The sequence below is a fragment of the Methylobacter sp. sgz302048 genome (assembly GCF_052162025.1).
Classification (GTDB): Bacteria; Pseudomonadota; Gammaproteobacteria; order Methylococcales; family Methylomonadaceae; genus Methylobacter.
Genome location: NZ_CP197401.1, coordinates 2,694,674 through 2,711,440, shown reverse-complemented (window position 1 = coordinate 2,711,440; position 16,767 = coordinate 2,694,674). Strand labels below are relative to the sequence as shown.

The window sequence follows — 16,767 nt, the reverse complement described above, 5'->3', positions numbered from 1 at the left end:
GATACATTATGTTATGAAATTTTAGCGATTTCTAATGTAAGAAATGGCTGGCAAAGATTGCAGTCAATTAAGTAAACGTTAAGAATACACGTGATTGCTTTTTGCCAGTCAATGCAAAATTTTTACCGGTCACGCCGGGCTTCTTCTTCCTCGTTCAGAAAGAAACTGAGGCGCTCGTTAAGAATGGAGGATAGATAAAAATTAAGGTCTTTTGATTTCTGGGCCAATCTGATCTGCAGGATGGCGTCTCTGGTTTGTCCTGTCATATAGTAGTATTCGGCAAGATAGCGATGCGATTCGGCCGATTGGTTTAAATCGCTGTAGGTTTGCGCCAGGAGCTGCATATACATCGGCTGCTGCTGGATTTTAGGACTCAATGCCATTAGATTTTTGCGGGCCGCCTCGGGGTTGCCCGCTTTCAACAGAGACGTTATATATTCAAGCTTGACGGCATCATTGTCAGGAAATTGTTTAACCGTTTTTTGATAGAGGGCAAGGGCTTCAGGATAATGCTTTGCTTCAAGCAGCGTACGGGCCAGCGCCGCTACGTATTGGGCCTGCTCGGGATGTTCTTGGGCCAGTTGTCGAAAGATGGCTTCGGCTTCCTTGAATTTTTGCGCATGAAGCTGAGCCAAACCCATGCCGTAACGGGAAACGGTGCGCTGCTCTTCGGTGCCCTGCGTCAAGCGTGATTGAAAATAGTTGACGGCATCGGCAGTATCGGTTGCGGTTATTACGCGCAGCTTGGCTTTGACCAGCTGATAGCCGAGCGAGTCGGGGTATTGTCTGTAAGGATAGGTTTCCGCCCGGCCGCGGGTATCGGAAATACGCGAAGCGGTAACCGGGTGTGTTCTTAGAAACTCCGGAACATCCTGCCCGTAATAGCGGGTGGATTGCTGCAGGCGTTCAAAGAAAGTGGGCATGCTGCGCGGGTCATACTGCGACCCCGCCAATGTTTGCATGCCGACGCGATCGGCTTCCGCTTCATGTTCGCGTGTAAAGTCAATTTGAAACTGAACACTGCCGGCCTGTATGGCCATGAGTGCCGCTTGTGCAGCCGCTGGCGATTGTGTGCCTAATAAAATAGCGGCCAGGGTGGCGGCAGCCGTGGGAAGCGACAAACGGCTGGCGGCTTCAAAGGCACGGTATAGATGACGCTGGGTTACGTGAGCAACCTCGTGCGCCATGACCGAAGCCAGCTCGCTTTCGGCTTCAGTTGTCAGAATGAGCGCGGAATTTACGCCGATATAGCCGCCAGGACCCGCAAAGGCGTTGATCTGATTTTCCATGACGACAAAAAAATGGAAAGGATAACCCGGGGTATCACTGTTGGTTGCAAGCCTTTTGCCGATAGAGTCAATATACTGCTGGATTTCGGCATCCTGGCTGATGGAAACTTGGCTGTGCAGGCTTCTGAAAAAAGCGGCGCCGAGTTCCTGTTCCTGCGCCGGGGTGATCAGTGCGCCTGAGGAATCGCCCATGTCGGGCAATTCAATCTTATCAATTTCAACAGCCTGCTGTGCAGCAGGGAACAGGGCAAGGCCCAAAGCCAGCGTTAGAGCGGATGGTTTAAATTTCATGGCGATGAGACTGAGTGAGACAGGATTGGTTCCGAAAATAATGAAATAACGGCCTGACAGCCGACTATTGATATTTTATAGGATTATAATAGGCTAAGATCGTCACTATCAACAAGGCTGTTCTCGAGGGTTCCGAGTGTATTTATTCTATGTCTAACTATTCTTTTAATAATGAAATTTGCCATTCAAGTTAATACCTGTCCTTATCAGTCGAATGCCGGCCATACTGCCTATCAGTTTATCAAGGCCGTTTTGGCACAGGGGCACGAAGTGTTTCGGGTGTTTTTTTATCATGAAGGCATCTATCATGCCTTCAGGTACGCCACGCCCCCGGATGATGAGCTTCAGTTCACGGCGCAGTGGAGTGAATTGGCGCGGCAGCATCAAATTGACCTGGTCATTTGTATCTCTGCCGCCCAGCGGCGCGGTTTATTGTGCACGGACGAAGGCAAAAGGCAGGGCAAGGCCGATAATGATCTGGCTGAGGGCTTTCGTATTTCAGGGCTGGGGCAATTGGTTGAGGCTACGCTGGAAGCTGATCGTTTCATCGTTTTTGGTTGAAAGAAATGAAAAAATATTTGTTTGTATTGCGCAAACCGGCGCACAGCGGCGGCCAGGTTCAGGAAATGCTCGATATTGTTCTGACCACGGCAGCATTCGATCAGCAAGTCGCGATCCTGTTATTGGATGATGGTGTTTTCCATCTGAAAAACGGCCAGCAACCCGGTATTGCGGGCATGAAGGATACGGCCGCCATCTTTAAGGCGCTGGAAATCTATGATGTACATAATATTTATACGGAAGTTGAATCCCTGCAAGAGAGAGGGTTAAAACCGGGCGATTTATGTCTGCCGGTGCAGGAGTTTTACCGAAAGGATATAGCCGGGCTGATGAAGCGGTATGACGTTGTGTTTGCGGGCTAAGGGATCGGGTATGGAGCGGGTTATTCCCGCTCCATACGACTGACACTATTGAGCCAGCTTTTTGTATTTCAACCGGTGAGGGTTATCCGCATCGCTGCCCAGGCGGCGATGGCGGTCAGCTTCGTAGTCCTGATAGTTGCCTTCAAACCAGACCACGTTGCTGTCGCCTTCAAAGGCCAGCATGTGCGTGGCGATTCTGTCCAGGAACCAGCGGTCATGCGAGATAACCACGGCGCAGCCGGGGAAGGCGAGCAAGGCTTCTTCCAGAGCGCGTAAGGTTTCAACGTCGAGATCGTTGGTCGGCTCGTCAAGCAGCAATACGTTGCCGCCGGTTTTCAGCAGCTTGGCTAAATGTACGCGGTTGCGCTCGCCGCCGGAAAGCTCGCCGATGCGTTTTTGCTGATCAGCGCCTTTAAAGTTAAAACGCCCGACATAAGAGCGCGAAGGCGTTTCATACCTACCGACCGTAATCATATCCAAACCGTCGGAAATTTCTTCAAAGACGGTCTTGTTCGGGTCCATGTTGTCGCGCAACTGGTCAACATAGGCCAACTGCACGGTTTGTCCCATGGTCAGCGAACCTGAGCTGGGCTGCTCCAGGCCCGCCATCATACGGAACAGCGTGGTTTTACCTGCGCCGTTAGGTCCGATAATGCCGACGATGCCGCCCGGCGGCAGTTTGAAGCTCAGGCCGTTGAACAGCAGCCGGTCGCCGAAGCCCTTGCTGATGTTATCCGCTTCGATCACTACATCGCCCAGGCGTGGACCGGGCGGAATATAAATTTCCTGAGTCTCATTGCGTTTTTGTACTTCCTGGGATGACAATTCCTCAAAGCGCGCCAGACGGGCCTTGCTTTTGGCATGACGGCCTTTGGGATTCGAACGCACCCATTCGAGCTCGGCTTTCATGGCTTTTTGGCGGGAAGATTCCTGCTTTTCCTCCAGTTCCAGGCGGCGGCCTTTTTGTTCCAGCCAGCTGGAGTAATTGCCTTCCCATGGAATGCCCGAGCCTCTATCCAGTTCCAGAATCCAACCGGCGACATTATCCAGGAAATAACGGTCGTGCGTTACTGCGACGACAGTGCCGGGATAATCGTGCAGGAAGCGTTCCAGCCAGGCGACCGATTCGGCGTCCAGATGGTTGGTGGGCTCGTCCAGCAGCAGCATGTCCGGATTGGATAGCAACAACCGGCACAGGGCGACGCGGCGTTTTTCGCCACCGGATAATTTGGTCACATCGGCATCCCAGTCCGGCAGGCGCAATGCATCGGCCGCAATTTCCAGTTTCCTGTCCAGCTCCCAGGCGCCGGCCGCTTCAATCTTTTCCTGCAGCTCGGCCTGTTCTGCCAGTAAGGCGTCGAAATCGGCGTCAGGATCGGCAAAAGCATTGCTGACTTCGTTAAAACGGTCCAGGATCGCTTTGGTTTCGGCAACGGCTTCTTCGATATTGCCGCGCACGGTTTTATTGGGGTCTAATTGCGGTTCCTGCGGCAGATAACCAATATTAGTGCCTTTTAGCGGAATCGCTTCACCTTCGATTTCTTTATCGATGCCGGCCATGATTCGCAGCAATGTCGATTTACCGGAACCGTTCAAACCCAGCACGCCGATTTTGGCGCCGGGAAAGAAGGATAGCGAAATATCCTTGAGTATGTATTTTTTGGGCGGGACAATTTTCCCTACCCGATTCATTGAATATATGTATTGCGCCATATTTTTGCGTATCAGTTGTAAATTGATAAAGGGTAACCTGATGTTTACTATTATTCCATGTTATTTATAAATTTTTAACCGTTGACAGGTATCGGATCAAGCTTTCTTCTCCAGACTTCATGACGCGTGCATGGTTCCATGCAAAAATCGGCGCGGCTAATGTGGCAAATCGGTTCATCCAGGGTTTGCAGGTTTGCACCTGCCATCTGAATTCAACTTCAGTGCGGCTGTTAGTGGAGTCCGGGCATAATTGACAATAGCCATGACCTTGCAGATCGCCGTCAACCTTTACGGCGATAAAACGACGAGGCTGTATTTCAGTGACGCATAAATTAAGCATCAGCGTGTACGGCAAGCAGGTGCGCCAGTAATAACGCCTGATATTGTTGATGCCGGACGCATCTCCCGATTCTATTTCCTCAACCGATATCACATATTTCCACCAGGACGGCCAGTTTTCAGTATCGATCAGGCACGGCCAGACGGCTTCAACAGGCGCAGGGATCAGCCAGTTTGTGTTTAAGGAAAACTCAGGCATGGCAAAGACTCCGTTACCGTATCGGTTTGGTATAAATCTGACTTTTGCTGAAAAAAACGGTAGCTGGGCGGCCGCAATCAGAGAATCGCAAGGCCTGCGAGAAAGTCTATAAGCAAGACAGCAGTCTTGCTAAATGAGAGAATGCCAACAATGACTATATCAAATAGTACAGGGAAGCTTTAATAAATAAACCTGAAAAGGTTTTAGCTCCCAATGCATGGCCGAAGCGAACCGGCAGTTATTTCGCATGCAAAATAAGCCCAAAAGTCTATCGACTTTTGGGCTTGATTTTGGGGTTGGTTACGCTGGGGTCACATTCTCAGCTTGCGGGCCTTTTTGACCTTGAGTTACCTGCATAGTAACTTTTTGGCCTTCGCGCAAGGTTTTGCGACCGGTGCCGTTAATTGCACTGTGATGAACAAAAACATCTTTACCACCTTCTTGTTCAATAAATCCAAACCCTTTTTCATCATTGAACCACTTAACGGTACCTACGACTTGCTCTGACATATTTCACTCTTAAACTTAAAAAAAATCGCCAATTTCTGTTGGCTTTATAAATCCCAGCCTTAACAATAAAGCCGGCTCAAACGTCTCACTGCATCCAATGGTAGAACTTAAAATACTGGCGGAGCAAAACTTAATGAATAATATTTTGACCGGGTTGAAACCCCCTGTTATTCGGCCTATAGCGGGATACAGAGAAATCAAAACCAGTAGAAAGATACGCATAAATGCTAGTCACAGTATATAGATAAATTAGATTTTTTAGCAATGAATTTAACTCTTCGACAAATATATTTTTACTAAGGATCTCTGCATTCTCGACGGCTCAATTAGAGCCTTCGTAATTGCTGAAGCCGCCAGTCACCTACTATAAAAATTTTATTAAAGCCAAACGGGTTAAAAAGCCTCTAACAGTTTATCTATGCTTCTGTTATTGCCTTGCAAATTCTTTGGCTGATTCTAGAGATTTAGGGCTGAATTGCTGATGTTGCCTTTACGCTGGGAATTTTTTCTATTGGCTCGTCTTAAATTTTCATGGCGCAAGTCCGGAAAGCGGAAATAGCGATTCTCCTTAATCCAGATGACGATTCTTGACAAAAATTGGCATGAGCGAGCGATTAGAAAAAATGAATGCGGTGCTTGGCTTGAGAGGCAGCATTAGCGCGCACCTACTCGCGGCTCTCTCGATATTAACTGATGTTACGCAGTTAGTTGAAGTTAGATCGATCTAATAAAGTATCGCTAGCGCGGCGGTTGTGTTAGTCGGGTTTGTCGCACCGGAAGGCGAGTTACTTGCTTTTAACAGCCTGTGTAGGCTGGGTTGGAGCTTTAGCGGAAACCCGGCAGGGGCGGCCGAAATGCTGGGTTTAGCAACCCAGCCTACCCCGCTGCCCTGCCAAGATCAAGGCAAAATCCACGGTAGGGTACGCATCGCGTACCTTTCCGGACTTGTGGCGTGCCGAAAAGCCCTGAACAGGTACGCGATGCGTACCCTACGAAGATTGAGAGGCTTCAAATGCTGGGTTTGGCAACCTAGCCTACCTCCGCTAAAAGCTGCAGTGCTCGGCGCGGCAAACGGGAAAAATCTTCCGTGCGTCACATCAGATCTTAAAATAGCTTATCCGATTATATTTTTTGAAAGGCCGTAAAGTAGGCCTTATTAAGCATTGCTAAAGTCGATTTTCTGCCACAACCTTCGTATGGATATAAATAACTCACGTTATTGCGCTAGCTAAGAATTTCTTAATAATTCCGAAATAAAATTAAGCAATAATGGTTTCTCTCTGGAGTTAGCGATTCTGATTGTCTTTCGGAGTTGCCGGACTTACATCAACCGAGTTTAGAGCAATTCTAATTTCTGGCAGGTCAGTTGGAGCGTTATACCTCGTAACCGGCTCTCTCGGTGTGAATTAATGAGAGATTCCAGACGGTTCTTCAAAATACCGGGACATTGAAGACTGCGGCCAGTTTCTGCATGGGAAGCCAGCTTGAAATTGAGGAGAGTGAATACAAGCTCTCCATGCCGATCAATCAATGACTAAATAGACAGTTGGATATGGATAAGATGAAGTCGGCAGGCAGGATTTATGGAGAGTCAATGAGATACAGCAAACTTGCACAACCTGAAGTACAGGCAAACCGGCGTAGCCAGATGCACAGCGATTCGTTCAAGCACGCTCACGTATTAAGAAAGATCAAACCCTTTGACTGGGGCGACAGCAGATTAGGCATCAGGCGGGACGACATTGATGTTTTTAAAGCAGCGGCCCAGGTCTTCAATCACATTATCCTGGTCAGAGCGACCAATCCCGAGTCGTTGAAATACATCGGCAATAAGAATATGTATCCGAAGCCGATAGACTGCAAGGCAAAGACAGCCGATTGCGACGTTTATATACCATTCGCTTCCGGCCACATTATTCATGCAAAAACCGCCGGCCTGGTGGTTGATCCTACCTTGACGGGGGCGCAGGCTTTTAAGGATGGAAAGTATGCAAAAGCTGTCGAGGCTTGGGATGAGTTCCTTAAAGACAAAACGCCCCTTGAAAAATCAAAAAAAATATTCAAGCGGTATGGCAGCGAAAAAGGCTGTTTTGCCGTGGATACCGACATCAACAGTGAATATTATGGCTGCCTGATGATTTCCAGGGAAGATGCGCCTGCCAGTTTTGACGAGGCGGCAGTGCCGAACTGGAGAAACAGTCATGCATGGATGGATAGCGCCAAGCATTCTACGTGCATGCAATATATACACGGTGATTATGATTTATACGCTCTGCTTAATCTGGATAATCCAAACGAACGCCATCTGGAAAATGTAGTGCATGGCGTCAAGCACTATTACAGCCCGAAGCTTGAGGCGATTCAGGATTTCATTAACAAAGGCATCGGTACGCCCATGATCCAGCATGGTGACCAATTTCGCTATAAGCACCAGAGCGATAAAATCTATGCTTTCTATCCGAATAACAGCGTATACATCATTGACGAATCAACCGCCTCAATTGAAGAAATCTTTGAGATTGTCTATGGCGTCAATTGAAATCAAACGAGCAAACGCATTAACGAAAAGTAAAGCCCGTCATTGACATTGAGCGCAACACGGGCTCAATGCATTTCCCCTTTGAATAGCATAAAAATAGATCTTTATTGCCGGGGCAAGCCTTTAAAAAACTATCATGCTGTTGATAATGCCACTATCTGCGGAGCTGAAACAGCTCATCAGGTAATTGCTGCTTCAGCGGCACGGACAATTTTCTCCCTCCGTCAAGACCAATAATCATAACAACATAAAGTAGGATGATTGCAGTGCGGCTGGCAATAATCCCGATTACAATTAAGATATAGCGGTTTAATCAAGTAGATATAAGACCAAAATATCATGAAATCTAATGAACGACGGTTTGCAGCCAAGAAAAACAAACGACGAAAACAGACAGATCCGAGCAGTGCCTTATCGTCGGCGATTAGCATGCACCAAAAGGGGCATTTTGGTGAAGCCGAGAAAGTCTATAGATCAATTTTGAAAAGCCAACCGGACAATCCCGATGCTCTGCATTTCCTGGGTGTGCTGCTGCATCAGGCCGGCCAGAGCGACAAGGCCATCACCAGCATCAGTCAGGCGCTCCGGATTAATCCGTTCTACCTGGACGCCTGCAATAACCTGGGCAATGTCTACAAGGAGACAGGCGACATGCAAAAGGCGGCCGAAACGTATCGGAAAGTGATCGACATGATGCCCAATCACGCCAGTGCCTGCAATAATCTGGGCGTTGTGCTAAGAAACCTAGGCGAGTACGAGGAATCGGTGCACGTATTGCTGAGAGCCGCCGAGCTAAGTCCGGGCAACGCCGATGTCTTCCAGAATCTCGGCAATACTTATCAGGAGCAGGACGAATACTACAAGGCGGCAGCCGCCTACCAGCAAGCCATTGCTATAAAACCTAACCACAAATACGCTTATGAAAGTTTGTGGCGGATGATGTTGAAAACGGGTCAGCCCGAGCAGGCCAGAAGCGTTTTGCAGCGCTGGATCGAAGCCGATCCCGAGAGTCCGATTGCGAAGCATCATCTTTCCGCCCTTTTAGGCGAAGACATTCCCGACCGGGCTTCACAGGCTTACATACAGGACATATTCGACAAATTTGCGGCCAGCTTCGACACAGTGCTAAACGGGCTTGGTTATCGGGCGCCCGAGTTGGTCACGCAGGCTGTCTCCGTGCTTTTCCCCGAGCCCCGACAGGAACTCAGAGTGCTGGATGCAGGCTGCGGCACCGGGTTGTGCGGGCCTTTGCTGCGGCCTTATGTCCGTACACTGGTCGGAGTTGACCTGTCCTCCGGCATGCTGAACAAGGCAAGGGGGCGCAATGTCTATGACGAACTGATCGAAGCCGATCTGGTGGAATATTTAAGCCGGTATAAAGCCTTATTCGATCTGATCGTTTCTGCTGATACACTGGTTTATTTTGGCGAGCTCGGTCCTTTTCTGCAGGCTGCCGCGCATGCGCTGAATGCAGCGGGTAGTCTGGTTTTTACCGTGGAAAAGAGCAATGAAGACAGTGGTAACGGCTTTAAATTAAACCCTCATGGCCGTTATGCGCATACGCATGAGTATATAAAGGCTGCCTTGACGGCTTCGGGCTTTGATATGTGCGCGGCGGACACGGTTGTGCTGCGCAAGGAAGCAGGACAGCCAGTGATCGGACTGCTGGTGACGGCTGCCTTAAAATAGACTTTGATCAGCAAGGCAATCTGAACGGCGGATGTGGAGTGGCTTTGCCGTTAGGGAGGCAATGAGACTGATCGGAGCAGCCTTATCTAATCGTGTTGATTGCTGGATGTAAGCAGCCACAGGACTTTGGATAACCGGAGCTATGCGGGGGAGGGGCCGGGCGGTTGCTTGATGGCTGGATATTTCCTTTAGTAATTGGAAATCACATATGAACTAACAAGGAAGTGCCCAGTCACATAAAGGTATAACAATACAGGAAAATTGACTTTTCTCAGCATTTTGAAAGTGCTGAATAAGTATGATTTTATTTTCATGGAATTAACCTTGGAGTGATTTCAGCTCCTGCTTATGTTGATTCGGTGCCTTGAGAGATATTTCCTTGTCCGGAAATATTTCATTGTTGCTTAAAGAAGAAGGCGCCATTTATCTAAAGTATTAAGGAGATATTTCATGTTGAAAAAAAAACTGTTTATGCCATTCCTGGTATCTTTGTTCATCGTTTTCTTTTCTTCCATTTCCTTCGCTCAATCTGAATCAGAGCAACAAGAAGAAACTTTTAGTACAAATCCTAAAGAGCTAACCGGTAGAATAGGAGATGTGCCTGTTTATTCTCATATCTATGGCGCTGATTTCATGACTGAGCAAGAGCGGTGCAATTATTTGCTGAAGCTGGATAGCATGAAAACTAAGGAAGAAAGGGATGCGTTTCGGAAGCAGCATCACGAAAAAATAGACATGCTTCGCAGAGAGAAAGGCGGCTAATAAACGGATTGTTGATCAGCTTCCGGCAATATGGAGGCGGAATATCGCAGATTGGGGCGAAGTACTCGCCGATTATAGGGTCGGCGAGCAGAACCGATGTTTATTCGGAACAACTAAAAATCCGGCTCGAAATCTCCGCATAGATTTTAAGTATCGCTTCTTTTGGTATTTTAGCCAGCCTGGTCAGTCAATTGCTCTAAACGATAGATTTCTGTTTGCGAGGAGTGAAAAAGCCTACTATTCCAAGACCAAACAACAGCATCGTAAGAGCAGTAGGTAGTAGAGCCAGCGCAAGAATGGCGGGGAGCGACACAGTTGAAGGATGGCTGGCTGACATATGCAACGTTCCGCTTTCGCTTAGAGCCATTCGATTTTGGTAACCTTTAGCAATAGCATAGTAAAAATTCGCATTCAGATAGGTCTCAATAATGTCACCATACGAATTATTATATTGCCCGTTATCAGAACTAAAAACATCGCTGTCATTATAGGTTGCATAAAGGTTATGCGCTGTGTCGATGCTATCAGCATCCATATCTGTAATTGCTCTGGATAAGTCAGTTAGACTGAATGAGAAGTAACCATAGCAATCATTATTAGCGCTATATCGTGAGGCACAAGCTATGACGGTAGCGTTGTCAAATTCGCTGTCGAAATGATCAAGAGTTTGTGTTGTTTCAAGGCGATCGTTAGGTTCGATCTTGGTCATGGAGTTGGCTTGTGTACCAGTAACGGATACCAGAAAAATCGCCAGTAAAATCTCTGCTCTGAATGTCTTTTTCATTATTCTTATTGATGCCCGTCTTGATTAACATCACATACTGAATATTATTTGCGCTGCAGTACTGGTAATAGGCTAACCTGGCAGATACAACAAGAGAAATAACTATTTGCTATAGAGCTTCAGTATGAGTATTGAAAGATTATCAAAAAGTGCGATTGAGTTCAAAAATATCATATAGCGCAGGCTATTACTCAACCATTCTGAATGAAGCGATAAGTATTATCGGGCAGATGATTTTTAAGCCGCAAGTGAGCCTGACCACCGGATAGCTTGAAATATTAATGTTATACTAACTGATGTTACGCAGTTAGCTGAAGTTAGATCGATTTAATAAAGGTCGTTAGTTACTTGCTTTTAACAACCTGTGTAGGCTGGGTTGGAGCTTTAGCGGAAACCCGGCATGGGTGGCCGAAATGCTGGGTTTGGCAGCCTGGCCTACGGCTGGCTGCCCTGCCAAAATCAAGGCGAAATCCACGGTAGGGTACGCATCGCGTACCTTTCCGGACTTGCGGTGTGCCGAAAAGCCCTGAAGCAGGTACGCGATGCGTACCCTTATATCTCGATTTTACCCAATTAGGGATAAAATCCCCGGCTGATCACCGGGCGGGAAGCGGAGAAGCCGGGCGTACCCTGAGGCTTCGAGCCTGCTGCGTAGATTTCGCTCTCCGTTTCCCTCATCCGCCTCATAAGTTCGTACGGTATGCGTAGGCCCCCGTTTCGCCGGGAGAGCCTGTATGATCTAAGGCTGAACCAGGCGTATGCCTTAAAATTGATCTTATTGATTTTATATAGTTTTTTGGAGTGTTTAAAGATGTCCCAAGTGACGGTTGGTGTGGATATTGCCAAGCATAAATTCGATGTTGCCCGCCTGGAGAACGGCAAATACAAGCATAAAAAATTCGACAACACGCCGGAAGGTTTTGCCGCTTTGATCGTCTGGCTGACGACGTTCGGCGGCGTCAAGCCCTCGGTTTGCATGGAAGCGACTGGCGCCTACAGCATCCCTCTGGCCGAATGCCTGGCCCAATCAGGCTATCCGGTGGCTGTCGTCAATCCTGCCAGAATCAAGGGATTCGCCAAGAGCGAATTGAGCCGAATCAAGACCGACAAGGCTGACGCCAAGCTGATCGCCCGGTATGCCCAGGAAAAGAAACCGCCTTTGTGGACGCCGCCACCTGCCAATATCCGCGAACTGCAAGCCTTATTACGCCGGATCGAAGACCTGCTGGAAATGCAGCAAATGGAGAAAAACAGACTGGATACGGCTGACCCCACGATTGCCGAATCCATCAGAGCCGTCTTGGCACATCTGGAGCAGGCGCTTAAAACCACACGCGAACGCGTTCAACGTCTTATCGATCAAGACCCTGATCTCAGGCACCGGCGCGCTTTGCTGGAAACGATTCCTGGCATCGGCGAAGCCTCCTCTGCCCACCTCATGGTCGCTTTGAGCGATCACTACGGCTTCACCACCGCCAAGCAAGCTGTCGCCTTTGCTGGACTCAATCCCGCCTTGAACGAATCCGGCAAGTGGAAAGGCAAAACCCGCATTTCCAAGATGGGTGATCCGATGTTGCGCGCGAAGCTATACATGCCCGCCGTGGTCGCGGGAAGACACAATCCCGTCATCCGCCTTTTCCGCGAACGCTTGGCTGCACGCGGCAAGAATGGCATGGCCATCGCCTGTGCTTCAATGCGCAAACTCGTCCATATCGCCTTTGCCATTCTGAAATCGAATAAACCTTTCGACCCCAATTTTGCGCTTGCATAATGGGCAACAAGACGGTATCTACGAAGATGGGGAGACGCCAAATGCCGGGTTTAGCAACCCAGCCTACCGCAGCTTTTAGCGGCGGTGCTCGACGCGGCAAACGGAATTCGCCGTACGTAACATCAGTTATACTAACAGGACTTACGCAGTTTGCCTGTTCAACCGCCGAAACAAGTGGTTTTAAAACTTGTGGGGGCGACTTTAGTCGCCCCCACAGGCTTGCGTAAGTCCTGACTAATTTAGATTTTACAACTTGTGAGTTTATATTTTATGGCTTTAAACATTTCTTTTTCGCTAACCAAACTGATGACAGGCTCTAACCGATGAAAGTATTAGTCACCGGCACAGCGGGCTTTATCGGCAATCACGTAGCCATCAAATTACTGGAACGGGGCGATGAAGTCATCGGCGTGGATAATCTCAATGATTACTACGATGTCAACCTGAAAGAAGCCCGCCTGGCCCGTATTCTCGATCATAAGCATTACACTGACGTACGCGCCGATATCGCCGACCGGGAAGCGATGGAGCGACTTTTTAGACAGCATCAGCCGCAAAGGGTAGTCAATCTGGCGGCACAGGCTGGGGTTCGCTATTCCATAGAGAACCCGCATGCGTATATCGACAGCAATATTGTCGGCTTTATCAATATCCTGGAAGGCTGCCGGCATCACAAAATAGAGCACCTGGTTTATGCCTCCAGCAGTTCGGTTTATGGCGCCAATGAGACGATGCCGTTCTCCGTGCACGACAATGTCGATCATCCGCTCAGCCTGTATGCGGCCTCCAAAAAAGCCAATGAGCTAATGGCGCATACCTACAGCAATTTATATCAACTGCCGACTACCGGATTAAGGTTCTTTACCGTTTATGGTCCGTGGGGCAGGCCGGACATGGCGCTGTTTCTGTTTACCAAAGCCATCCTGGCCGGCGAGCCGATCCAGGTGTTCAACTACGGCAAGCATCGGCGGGATTTCACCTATATCGACGACATTGTCGAGGGCATCATCAGAACCCTGGACCATCCGGCCCCGCCTAACCCGGACTGGACCGGCAAACGGCCTGATCCGGGCACCAGCAAAGCGCCGTGGCGGGTCTACAATATCGGCAACCAAAATCCGGTCGAGTTATCGGCTTACATAGAAACCCTGGAAAAAGCCTTGGGCAAAACAGCAGAAAAACAGCTCTTGCCATTGCAGCCCGGGGATGTGCCGGATACTTATGCCGATGTGGAAGCCTTGGTAGAAGATGTGGGGTATAAACCGAATACGCCCATCGAGAAAGGCATTGGGAAATTCGTGGACTGGTATCTGAGCTACAACAACATCTCAGTTGATTAACCAGCGTTTCTCTTGCGATGATGGCAAGCAAGTAGAAGCAAGACGGGGCACTATTGATTATTGCACCGATAATCAATAGTGTTAAGGATGAGGCGAGAAATAACTTCCCTGAATTTTATAGAACAACAGGTGTGGGGGCGACTTCGCCTACCAACAGTAGGCGCTCTAGGCGAAGCGCCTACTGTTGGTAGGCGCCCTGGGCGAATACCCGCAAGGGGCACAAGTGAATTCGCCCCTACAAAGCGCTGGTTTCGTCGATAAACCTTTTAACCGAATCCTGAAAACGCCTGGTTCGTGAAGTTTGCCAGGCGCTGCTCAATTTCGCGCTTAACGCCTTCAGGCTTAATTTAAGGCGCGTCCCAGTTTATAGTTATAGTTTTTATAAAAATCTTTCCCATAACCATAGCCATAACCATAACCGTAATTGTTGCCAAGCGATCTTTCCGGCAGGTCATTGAGCACGATGCCTTTTACCTGTACTCCTGATTGAGCTAATCGTTTAGTGCATTGTTCCAGCTCTTGTTTGGAATGTATGCCGGCTTTAAGAGTGAGCAGCGTCACGCTAGCTAGTCTGCCTACTATGGACGCATCCGTTAAAAGCAGTGAAGGCGGCGTATCGATGATTACATGGTCGTATCGTTTGCTAAATACTTCCAGCAACTGTCCGAATCGTTCATGCATTAATAGTTCCGAGGGATTGGGTGGAATGTCGCCTGTGGTAATAAAATCGATATTGCTGGCCTCAATATGACGGATTCCTTTACTTGGCGCTATCAAGCCGGAAATTAATTCGGATAACCCTTCTTCTCTTTTAATTCCAAAGGCTTTATTAAGCAGTCCTTTGCGCATGTCAGCATCTATCAATAAGACTTTTTTTCCGGCATCAGCCAAAACTATTGCCAAATTAAGAGATACGAATGATTTGCCAACGCCAGGTCTGGGACCGGTAATCATGATGATATTATTTTTAGCTTCCAGAAAAGCGAAGTGTAACGTGGTGCGCAAACTTCTAAGGCTTTCTATCGCCAGATCATCCTTAAAATCCAGAGCCAAAATTTTGGCTGGACCATTTTTTTGTTTGATAATTTTGGTTTGTTCAGCGCTATGCGGAATGGTCACATAAACAGGAATATTGAGATACTTTTCAATTAAATTAGAGCTATCAATACCTTTGTTAAGGAATTTCCGTACAAATGTCAGGATAACGCCTATTATTAACCCTGCGATTAAGGAAATTGCAATGATCAATATTTTTTTAGGCTTGATTGGCACTGTGGGCAATACAGCTTCATCAATAATCCGAACATCACCCACTGCGCCGGCTTTCGCAACTTTCAGCGTTTGCGAATTGTTAAGCAGACTCATGTAAAGTTCGCTATTGACCTGAACATCTTTTGATAATCGCAAAATAGTCTGTTGAGTCTCCGGCAAGCTCTTTACCTCTCTCTCATATTCACCGATTTGATTTTGCAGAATATCCATTTGTTTTTGCAGAGCAATAACGGCAGGATATGATTCAGTAAACTTCTGCCGAAGCTCTTCATGTTTCTGTTGCAGCAGTGTCAATTGGGTTTTTTTCTCAACCACAGCGTTTAAGATGCCTTGGGTTTCCATGGTTAAATCAATCGAACCCTTATAAGCCTGATAATTGTTCAGGTTGGCTGTGGCTTCCTGCAGTTGATCCTTGATGAACTGCGATTGCTTGTCCAGGAACTCTATTCTTTTCTGAGCTTCCTCCGATTTTTGCTCAACATTTAACCGTACGTAAATATTGGCAATTTCATTAACAGTCTTTGCGGCTGCTTGCGGGCTCGGAGATTCCAGCGTTAATTCAAGAATTCCTGTATTTTTAATTTTCTCGGTTACCTCGAATCTTTGCTTTAGTTGGTCAACTGCGTTCAATTCCGATTGGCGCATGACTATAAATTGAGTATCCGGTCTGGCTTTTAATTGAGAAACAAATATGGAAATACTGTCTTGAGTTCCTTCTAGCTGCTGCGTCGCATATTTGCCGGCCTCGCCTTCAAGAAGGATCTTTTCCTCGTTCATTAATTTGAAGCGGCCATGTTCACCGGCAATTAAGGTCAGTTTCTTATTCAACCAGCTTGACGGAATTTTTAAGGTATCGACCTGGATAATTTCACCCCCCCAGGCATAGTGGGATTGACCGAATAAGGGGGTGGAAATTTGCTCGACATTGTTTTGCTGAAAATGTCTTGCGATCGCTTCACCAATAAACGGGAAATATTGGGGCTTGGCAATTATTTCAAGATTAAGATTTTTAACGGCTTCCCCTAATATCATCCTGGATTTGATAATTTCAATTTCCGCCATGATAGGCTTTTTGTTTTCTACCAATCCGGATAATGGTTCCAACTCACCGAGAGACGGCGCGTTTTCCACGATCTGCAGCATGGTATTGCTCTTGTACTCAGGCGTATCAAGAAAAGTTTTAGAGATCCCTATCGTTAATGCAAATAATACTGCAGATATAATTAGCCATTTGCTTTCCATCAACGTGGCTAATAATTCACCCAAATCAATTTCATCGTTTTCTTCTTCACTGAAAAAACTGGCAGGGGAAGAGCTCTTATTAAATGGTATAGTTGACATTAAAT

Annotated in this window: 14 protein-coding genes; 8 read left to right on the top strand and 6 right to left on the bottom strand. The window is 47.6% G+C overall.

Going from position 1 to position 16,767, the window contains the following annotated elements:
* Positions 1 to 122 precede the first annotated feature (122 nt).
* Positions 123 to 1,580 (bottom strand): beta-barrel assembly-enhancing protease, encoded by a 1,458-nt coding sequence (locus tag ACTNE6_RS12315; RefSeq protein ID WP_442496934.1) that lies wholly within the window; start codon positions 1,578 to 1,580, stop codon positions 123 to 125.
* A gap of 171 nt (positions 1,581 to 1,751) precedes the next feature.
* On the opposite strand from ACTNE6_RS12315, the gene tusD reads away from it, so the two are divergent.
* Complete coding sequence (tusD, locus tag ACTNE6_RS12310; protein WP_442496933.1) at positions 1,752 to 2,141, top strand: sulfurtransferase complex subunit TusD; 390 nt, start codon at positions 1,752 to 1,754, stop codon at positions 2,139 to 2,141.
* Between the two features lie 5 nt (positions 2,142 to 2,146).
* The gene (gene tusC, locus ACTNE6_RS12305; RefSeq protein ID WP_442496932.1) at positions 2,147 to 2,503 is read left to right on the top strand and encodes a sulfurtransferase complex subunit TusC; all 357 of its coding nucleotides are present in this window, start codon (positions 2,147 to 2,149) and stop codon (positions 2,501 to 2,503) included.
* A gap of 45 nt (positions 2,504 to 2,548) precedes the next feature.
* Here tusC and ettA read toward each other — a convergent pair whose 3' ends face one another.
* From ettA to ACTNE6_RS12290, 3 genes are all read right to left on the bottom strand, one after another.
* Entirely contained in the window at positions 2,549 to 4,216 is a 1,668-nt protein-coding gene (gene ettA / locus ACTNE6_RS12300) for an energy-dependent translational throttle protein EttA (protein ID WP_434483999.1), read from the bottom strand.
* 64 nt (positions 4,217 to 4,280) lie between these two features.
* A complete protein-coding gene (locus ACTNE6_RS12295; protein ID WP_442496931.1) occupies positions 4,281 to 4,754 on the bottom strand; it encodes an SRPBCC family protein in 474 nt (157 codons plus the stop codon).
* A 300-nt stretch (positions 4,755 to 5,054) separates the two neighbouring features.
* A complete protein-coding gene (locus ACTNE6_RS12290; protein WP_020157177.1) occupies positions 5,055 to 5,264 on the bottom strand; it encodes a cold-shock protein in 210 nt (69 codons plus the stop codon).
* A 1,594-nt stretch (positions 5,265 to 6,858) separates the two neighbouring features.
* On the opposite strand from ACTNE6_RS12290, the gene ACTNE6_RS12285 reads away from it, so the two are divergent.
* From ACTNE6_RS12285 to ACTNE6_RS12275, 3 genes are all read left to right on the top strand, one after another.
* Positions 6,859 to 7,803: a hypothetical protein gene (locus ACTNE6_RS12285; RefSeq protein ID WP_442496930.1), complete on the top strand. Its 945-nt coding sequence runs from the start codon at positions 6,859 to 6,861 to the stop codon at positions 7,801 to 7,803.
* A gap of 429 nt (positions 7,804 to 8,232) precedes the next feature.
* Positions 8,233 to 9,492, top strand: coding sequence for a tetratricopeptide repeat protein (locus ACTNE6_RS12280; RefSeq protein WP_442496929.1), 1,260 nt, complete (start codon positions 8,233 to 8,235; stop codon positions 9,490 to 9,492).
* A 450-nt stretch (positions 9,493 to 9,942) separates the two neighbouring features.
* On the top strand, positions 9,943 to 10,254 hold the full coding sequence (locus ACTNE6_RS12275) for a hypothetical protein (protein ID WP_442496928.1): 312 nt from the start codon (positions 9,943 to 9,945) through the stop codon (positions 10,252 to 10,254).
* A gap of 196 nt (positions 10,255 to 10,450) precedes the next feature.
* Here the strand turns inward: ACTNE6_RS12275 and ACTNE6_RS12270 are convergent, their stop codons facing one another.
* Complete coding sequence (locus ACTNE6_RS12270; RefSeq protein ID WP_442496927.1) at positions 10,451 to 11,038, bottom strand: hypothetical protein; 588 nt, start codon at positions 11,036 to 11,038, stop codon at positions 10,451 to 10,453.
* Between the two features lie 400 nt (positions 11,039 to 11,438).
* Here ACTNE6_RS12270 and ACTNE6_RS12265 point away from each other — a divergent pair, with 400 nt between their 5' ends.
* The 3 genes from ACTNE6_RS12265 to ACTNE6_RS12255 all read left to right on the top strand — a co-directional run bounded on the left by ACTNE6_RS12265 (position 11,439) and on the right by ACTNE6_RS12255 (position 14,149).
* On the top strand, positions 11,439 to 11,615 hold the full coding sequence (locus ACTNE6_RS12265; protein ID WP_442496926.1) for a hypothetical protein: 177 nt from the start codon (positions 11,439 to 11,441) through the stop codon (positions 11,613 to 11,615).
* A 234-nt stretch (positions 11,616 to 11,849) separates the two neighbouring features.
* Complete coding sequence (locus tag ACTNE6_RS12260) at positions 11,850 to 12,809, top strand: IS110 family transposase (protein ID WP_194971213.1); 960 nt, start codon at positions 11,850 to 11,852, stop codon at positions 12,807 to 12,809.
* Between the two features lie 323 nt (positions 12,810 to 13,132).
* Positions 13,133 to 14,149: an NAD-dependent epimerase gene (locus tag ACTNE6_RS12255; RefSeq protein WP_442496925.1), complete on the top strand. Its 1,017-nt coding sequence runs from the start codon at positions 13,133 to 13,135 to the stop codon at positions 14,147 to 14,149.
* Between the two features lie 342 nt (positions 14,150 to 14,491).
* On the opposite strand, the gene ACTNE6_RS12250 is transcribed toward ACTNE6_RS12255, so the two are convergent.
* Entirely contained in the window at positions 14,492 to 16,762 is a 2,271-nt protein-coding gene (locus ACTNE6_RS12250) for a polysaccharide biosynthesis tyrosine autokinase (RefSeq protein ID WP_442496924.1), read from the bottom strand.
* Positions 16,763 to 16,767: the final 5 nt, after the last annotated feature.